Consider the following 5,719-nt stretch of genomic DNA (forward strand, 5'->3'; position numbering starts at 1 on the left):
AAATGCCATACCGGCCGGGTTGGTGGCCGCAGCCAGGGAATCCTGCGGCAGGGCCACGCCGGCTCCGCCGAGCCCCTTATTCTTGGTGCCGTAACCGTGAGCGAAGTAACCATTGGTCGCGTGAGCCGCCGTCGGCAGGGCAAGTGCGGCAGCGACGGCTGTGGCGAGCAGTCGTTTGTTGATTTTCTTCATTGTTTCATCTCCCATGAAAGGTGAAGTGTGACATTGTTGTTGTGTTTGTCACCGGCATGCCAAGCATGCGCATTATTAATGTTGTAGTGGTGACACTGATTGTTGTTGTGGTGCAACGAAAGGTGTTTGCAACTGGCATCGTATCTTTCATTAGCAGCTCAATAGTGTCAAGCCATTTTTATAAGGCTATTGATTTTGATTATTACTATATTATTATTTTCTTATTTGTTTTCGCAGTATGGTCAGTTGAAATTTTCCCCATTACTGTGTGAGCATCACAAGTCACAACAGCCGACGAGGTTATCCCCATGGAAGAACAATTAACCTGTACGCGTTTATCCCGTTCCCTCCTGCTGGCAACGGGCCTGACCCTGGCCGGATCGCACGTTATGGCCTCCGGCTTTCGCATCCCCGAAGTCTCGACTGTGGGGACCGCCACCTCCAACGCGCTGGTCGCCAACACCCGTGAAGTCGGCGCCCTGGCCTATAACCCGGCAGCGATGTCGTTTCACGACAGCAATTCGATCAATGCCGGTATCACCCGGATCACCTATGAGCCCGAGGTGACGCCCGATGTCGGGACAGCCACTGGCTCCACGGGCGAAGATACCTTCTGGATCCCTAACGGCTACTTCATGGTCAAGGGACATGGCAACATGTCCTTCGGGTTGGCTGTTAACGTCCCCTTCGGTTTGGAAACCAAATGGCCTAGCGGCACCTTTGGTTCTTTCGGTGGTGCTGGATCCGATCCAAATGCGCCTGAACTTAGCCGAATCAAGATGTTCAATGTTAATCCAAATCTGGCCTGGCAAATTGATGACACCAGTAGTTTCGCATTTGGAATTAACTATTACGATCTGGATGAACTGGTTTTCAATACCCAGGGTACTAATATCAAAGGCCGTGGCGGAGATATGGGTTGGAATATCGCCTATCAGAAAAAGCTGAATAACCAATTTACTATAGGTGCCAATTACCGTAGTGCCGTAGAAGTAGATGTATCGGGGATTGTTCATGACCACAACGGTGGTAATCCACCAGTTGCAGCCACCGCGACCCTAGAATTCCCGGATTTATTTCAGATCGGAATGCATTACCAAATTAACGACAAATTTGGCATTGAGTTGGATGTAGAACGCACTGGTTGGAGCAGCTTTGATGAAATTGTGATCGATTATGGTTCCGGCGATACAACCAGTACCAATAACTGGGATGATTCCTGGGCATATCGTCTCGGAGCTATCTACCAGATGAACCCGAAGACCAAACTTATGTTTGGTTACTCCTACGACGAAACTCCGCAGCCGGATGAATACTTCTCGGCCCGGGTGCCAGATGATGATCGCCAGTTGTTCAGCCTGGGTATGACTCACGATTTCGGTAACTGGAATCTGGAACTGGCTTACATGCTAGTGGATGTTGACGATCGTGATTTTTCTGGTGAGACATATACTAGTGGAGAACCCAATGGCACCTCGCTGTATGACGGCACCTACAAATCCGACTCGGATCTGATCAGTGTCGGGTTATCTATGGAGTTCTAGAACAAAGCAGGCAGTTGGCAGAAAGTCGGAATCAGCTATTTCGACTGCCAACTGCCATCTGAAGTCTGCCAACTTTCTTTTCTGCCAACTTTCTTCGTTGCATAAAAAAAACCCGAAGCTTCCGCTTCGGGTTTTTTCTCTCCCATGATTTGAATCCGGTTCAGACGAACAGGCTAATGTCTGCTTCGCCGGCGAATTCAAAGAACATGGCGGCACCGCCGTATTCGATCCCGTCGATGAAATCCGAATGATTCATATCGAACAGATCGACAGTCATCTGGCAAGCGATGATCTTGACGTCGGCTTCGACACACAGGTCGCGCAGGTCTTCAAGACTGGCCACGCCCTTGGATTTCATCTTGGCTTTCATCATCTTGGTCATCATGGCTTCCATCCCGGGGATGGCGGTTCCGATTACGGGGAACCATTTGTCCATGCCCATCGGCATCGGCATGCCGGGGTTACCCAGCGGGCTGACCTTGACGTTGATTTTCTTCTTCAGCAGCTGCAGGCCGTAGAAGGTGAAAAAGATCTGGACGTCATAGCCCAGCGCCGCGGCGGTAGAGGCCAGGATGAACGGCGGATAACCCCAGTCCAGCGTGCCCTTCGTCGCAATTATGGCAAGTTTTTTAGACATAGTGCACCTCGATGCGTGTCACCTGCCCGCCATATGCCGGGCACGGTAACAGCGGTTTTGATGTATTTATAATAATATAGTCTTCAGAGGCCTCAGGCCTTTTTGATCAGGAAGTAGAATTTCCCGCCTTCTTCCTTGGATTCCATCAGCTCGTTACCGGTCTGCTTGGAAAACGCTTCGAAGTCCTTTACGGAACCCGGGTCGGTCGCGATGATGTGCAGAACCTGTCCCGCAGACATGCCGGCCAGGGATTTTTTGGCACGCAGGATCGGCAGCGGGCAGTTCAGGCCTGATGCGTCCAGTTCTTGATCGAAATCAGCCATCTCGTTCTCTCCTTCAAGTCATCTGAGTTGGTTTTGGGTTTCAGAAATAAAGTTGATTGAATATTAGGAATCAATCCTACACTTATATGACAACTGGATTTAGAACACAAGATTTTTGTGGTAATCCAGTATTGTCAATAGGGTTTCATGCCATTGCCAGACCACTGGATTTCCAGGCCTGAATCCCGCCCCGCAGGTTATGCACATTGTCAAACCCGCTGGCGCTCAGATAGGCACAGGCCTGGGCGGAACGTTGTCCTATCTGGCAATACAGTACCACCAGATGTTCCGGTTCAAGCCCCTTCATTTCCAGAGGCAGCTGGTGCATGGGCACGTTTATGGCCCCGGGAATACTCTCGTGTGTGGCGTCAGCCGGATTGCGAATATCAATCAGGCTGATACCGTGGTCGCTATCCTCCAGCATGCTGGCCAGATCCGCAACCTCGATCTCCTTGAATACCTGCATCATGATGTCTCTCCCATGACTCTCCTGATATCCTAAAACCCCGAGGCAAGCAGGGTTTTAGTCAAAGCGCGCATAGTCTACTGGAATGTTGAAATGAATACGAGTCGAACCCATCACGTAACTGGCGGTCTTATGTTGCGAATTCGTCAGTGTGGCGATATGGCCGTATGATGCCCCTGCCCTGTTATTATTGATGAGGTCTAACACAATTAATTTTCGCCCTTTCAGAACCACCCCCGGCTGGCTGCTCATTGTCCTGCTGATTCTCACGCCGGTGCGCTTGCCGGCGCAGTCGAACCTGCCGGATATCGGCGATGCCTCGGCGGGCGTGGCCACACCCGCCGAGGAGAAACGGGTGGGCAAGACGGTGATGCGCAATATCCAGCGCAGCGGGCGCATCATCAACGACCCCCTGATCGACAGCTATCTCAATCATCTCGGTTACCGGCTCATCGCCGCCGGCGACAGTGACATGACCGATTTTCATTTCTTCTTGATCGATGCACCCGACATCAACGCCTTTGCCCTGCCCGGTGGCTATATCGGTATTCACTACGGACTGATTCTCTCCACGCGGACAGAAAGCGAACTGGCCTCGGTGATGGCCCATGAAATCGCCCATGTCACCCAGCGTCACCATGCCCGTGCCTACGATTTTGGCGGGGGCAGCAGCCTGCCGGTGCTGGCCGCACTGATCGCCGCCATCGTGCTCGGCGCGCAAAGCCCGGATATAGGTCAGGCGGCCATCGCCTCGATCACCGCCGGCAGCATCCAGAGTCGCATTAACTTTACCCGGGCCAACGAGAAGGAAGCCGATCATCTGGGTATCAAATTACTGGCCAACGCCGGTTTTGATCCCAACAGCATGGCCAGCTTCTTTGGGCAGATGCACAAAGCCAGCCGCCTCTATGGCCCGCAGGGGCCGGAGTTCCTGCGCACCCACCCGGTGACCGATACGCGTATCGCCGATGCACGTAACCGCGCACGGGAATACGACCCCAGGCTGAACGAGGATGTCGAAAGCTTTCATTTAATGCGTAACCGCATCAAGGTCCTGACCAGCCGCGAGCCCACCGAACTGCGTGATCAGTTTGCCGGGAATCTGGAGTCCGGGCGCTATCTCAATCGCACCGCCGAGCGTTACGGCTATGCCCTGAGCCTGCTGGAAACCGGCAATTACCAGAGCGCTCAACAACAACTGGATAAACTGCTGGCCGAACAGCCGCAGCGCATCGCCTTCTTGCTGGCCCGGGCGCAACTGAACAGCAGACAGGGCGCCAGCGACGCGGCACTCGAAGACTATCGCAATGCGCTTAAACTCTATCCGCAGAACCCCGCCCTGACCCGGGGTTATGTGGAAAGCCTGTTACGTAATGACCAGGCCGACACCGCCCTTCAGGTGCTGCGGGATTTCCTGCGCGAGCGGGATCGCAAGCCTCGCTTCTATCAACTGCTGGCCGAGGCCGAAGAAAAACTGGGTAACCGCGCACGAGCGCAGATCGCGCAGGGTGAATACTATTACCGCACCGGTCTCTCCCGTCAGGCCATCAGCCAGTTCAACCAGGCACTCAAAAGCGACGCACTGGATTTTTACGACGCCGCCCGTGCCGAAGCCCGCCTGCAGGAATTGAAAAACGAAATCGCCGCACTCGAAGATCCTTCCTGACAACGCTCTGCGTTTTCCTCTACACTGTACTGACAGCATAATCGTTTGGTTAATCAGTACATTAGTGTTAGCTGATTTACTGAAACACACTGACGGTACTTGCTATTAGGTTCTCAATCTGTATCCTATGAACCGTTACGAGGTATAAGTCTTATCAGCACGATGAGCGTCCACAATAATAAGACGTCAGCCTTAAAACTGACTTAATCTCTAACTTCAATGAGGAGGAGACCATGCGGAAACCCGCTAAACTCATAGCTACCGCCAGTACTGTTGCTATGTTGCTCGGTTCCATGGCTTTGGTACCCGGCACAGCAATCGCTGCTGATGCAGAAATGGGCAAGAAAATTGCCGAAGATCGTAAAGCCGGCAATTGCTTTGCCTGTCACAGTTACGAAGGCGCTCACCTGCCGGGTAACATCGGACCGCCGTTGGTGGCCATGAAAGCTCGCTTCCCGGACAAAAGCGAACTGCGTCAATGGATTGCCGATCCGACCAAGACAAACCCGAACACAATGATGCCTCCCTTCGGCAAGCACAACATCCTGACCGAAGAAGAGATCGATCACGTTACCGAGTGGGTTTATACCCTTTAATTTCCGTGTAGTGGAGGACACTATCAATGCAACGTAGAACCTTTCTGAAAGGCAGCCTGGCCAGCGGCACCGTCGCAGTCGCTGTCAGTGCCGGTCTGCTGACTCCCGGCGCCGTTATGGCCGCCTGGCCCAAGAATGCTTTCGAAACCGAAAGCATGGAAACGGCCATGAACGACCTGTTTGGCACCGCCCAGACCCAGCCGTCGGATGACATCACCATCAAGGCCCCGGACATCGCCGAAAACGGCGCCGTGGTCCCGGTCTCCGTGGAAACCGGTATCGGCGACATTGCCGA

7 protein-coding genes and 1 pseudogene are annotated in these 5,719 nt (G+C 53.1%); 4 read left to right on the forward strand and 4 right to left on the reverse strand.

All coding sequences use genetic code 11. The features are described 5' to 3' along the window. A pseudogene (locus R6U90_RS02410) lies at positions 1 to 192 on the reverse strand (hypothetical protein); the annotation flags it as partial. 308 nt (positions 193 to 500) lie between these two features. Between R6U90_RS02410 and R6U90_RS02415 the strand changes: the two are divergent. After that, positions 501 to 1,736 carry an OmpP1/FadL family transporter gene (locus R6U90_RS02415; RefSeq protein ID WP_410351067.1) on the forward strand — a complete coding sequence of 412 codons (1,236 nt, stop codon included), beginning with the start codon at positions 501 to 503 and terminating at the stop codon, positions 1,734 to 1,736. 160 nt (positions 1,737 to 1,896) lie between these two features. Here the strand turns inward: R6U90_RS02415 and dsrE2 are convergent, their stop codons facing one another. From dsrE2 to R6U90_RS02430, 3 genes are all read right to left on the reverse strand, one after another. Next, positions 1,897 to 2,373 (reverse strand): sulfur carrier protein DsrE2, encoded by a 477-nt coding sequence (gene dsrE2, locus R6U90_RS02420; RefSeq protein WP_410351068.1) that lies wholly within the window; start codon positions 2,371 to 2,373, stop codon positions 1,897 to 1,899. Between the two features lie 92 nt (positions 2,374 to 2,465). Then, the gene (locus R6U90_RS02425; RefSeq protein ID WP_322566934.1) at positions 2,466 to 2,696 is read right to left on the reverse strand and encodes a sulfurtransferase TusA family protein; all 231 of its coding nucleotides are present in this window, start codon (positions 2,694 to 2,696) and stop codon (positions 2,466 to 2,468) included. A gap of 145 nt (positions 2,697 to 2,841) precedes the next feature. Next, positions 2,842 to 3,165: a rhodanese-like domain-containing protein gene (locus R6U90_RS02430; protein ID WP_410351069.1), complete on the reverse strand. Its 324-nt coding sequence runs from the start codon at positions 3,163 to 3,165 to the stop codon at positions 2,842 to 2,844. A 190-nt stretch (positions 3,166 to 3,355) separates the two neighbouring features. On the opposite strand from R6U90_RS02430, the gene R6U90_RS02435 reads away from it, so the two are divergent. From R6U90_RS02435 to R6U90_RS02445, 3 genes are all read left to right on the forward strand, one after another. Beyond that, the gene (locus tag R6U90_RS02435) at positions 3,356 to 4,828 is read left to right on the forward strand and encodes a M48 family metalloprotease (RefSeq protein ID WP_410351070.1); all 1,473 of its coding nucleotides are present in this window, start codon (positions 3,356 to 3,358) and stop codon (positions 4,826 to 4,828) included. Positions 4,829 to 5,061: 233 nt separating this feature from the next. Beyond that, positions 5,062 to 5,424: a sulfur oxidation c-type cytochrome SoxX gene (soxX, locus tag R6U90_RS02440; RefSeq protein ID WP_410351071.1), complete on the forward strand. Its 363-nt coding sequence runs from the start codon at positions 5,062 to 5,064 to the stop codon at positions 5,422 to 5,424. Between the two features lie 26 nt (positions 5,425 to 5,450). Continuing rightward, positions 5,451 to 5,719: thiosulfate oxidation carrier protein SoxY (locus R6U90_RS02445; RefSeq protein ID WP_410351072.1), on the forward strand; the 269-nt coding region annotated here is incomplete at its 3' end.

Origin of the sequence: Thiohalophilus sp., assembly GCF_046483665.1 — a bacterium.
Taxonomy (GTDB): Bacteria; Pseudomonadota; Gammaproteobacteria; order UBA6429; family Thiohalophilaceae; genus Thiohalophilus.

What these genes read in the sequence shown, in the direction of transcription:
- soxX (WP_410351071.1), top strand. Translation starts at nt 5,062, where the DNA reads ATGCGGAAACCCGCTAAACTCATAGCTACCGCCAGTACTGTTGCTATG.
- R6U90_RS02430 (WP_410351069.1), bottom strand. Translation starts at nt 3,165, where the DNA reads ATGATGCAGGTATTCAAGGAGATCGAGGTTGCGGATCTGGCCAGCATG.
- dsrE2 (WP_410351068.1), bottom strand. Translation starts at nt 2,373, where the DNA reads ATGTCTAAAAAACTTGCCATAATTGCGACGAAGGGCACGCTGGACTGG.
- R6U90_RS02415 (WP_410351067.1), top strand. Translation starts at nt 501, where the DNA reads ATGGAAGAACAATTAACCTGTACGCGTTTATCCCGTTCCCTCCTGCTG.
- R6U90_RS02435 (WP_410351070.1), top strand. Translation starts at nt 3,356, where the DNA reads ATGAGGTCTAACACAATTAATTTTCGCCCTTTCAGAACCACCCCCGGC.
- R6U90_RS02425 (WP_322566934.1), bottom strand. Translation starts at nt 2,696, where the DNA reads ATGGCTGATTTCGATCAAGAACTGGACGCATCAGGCCTGAACTGCCCG.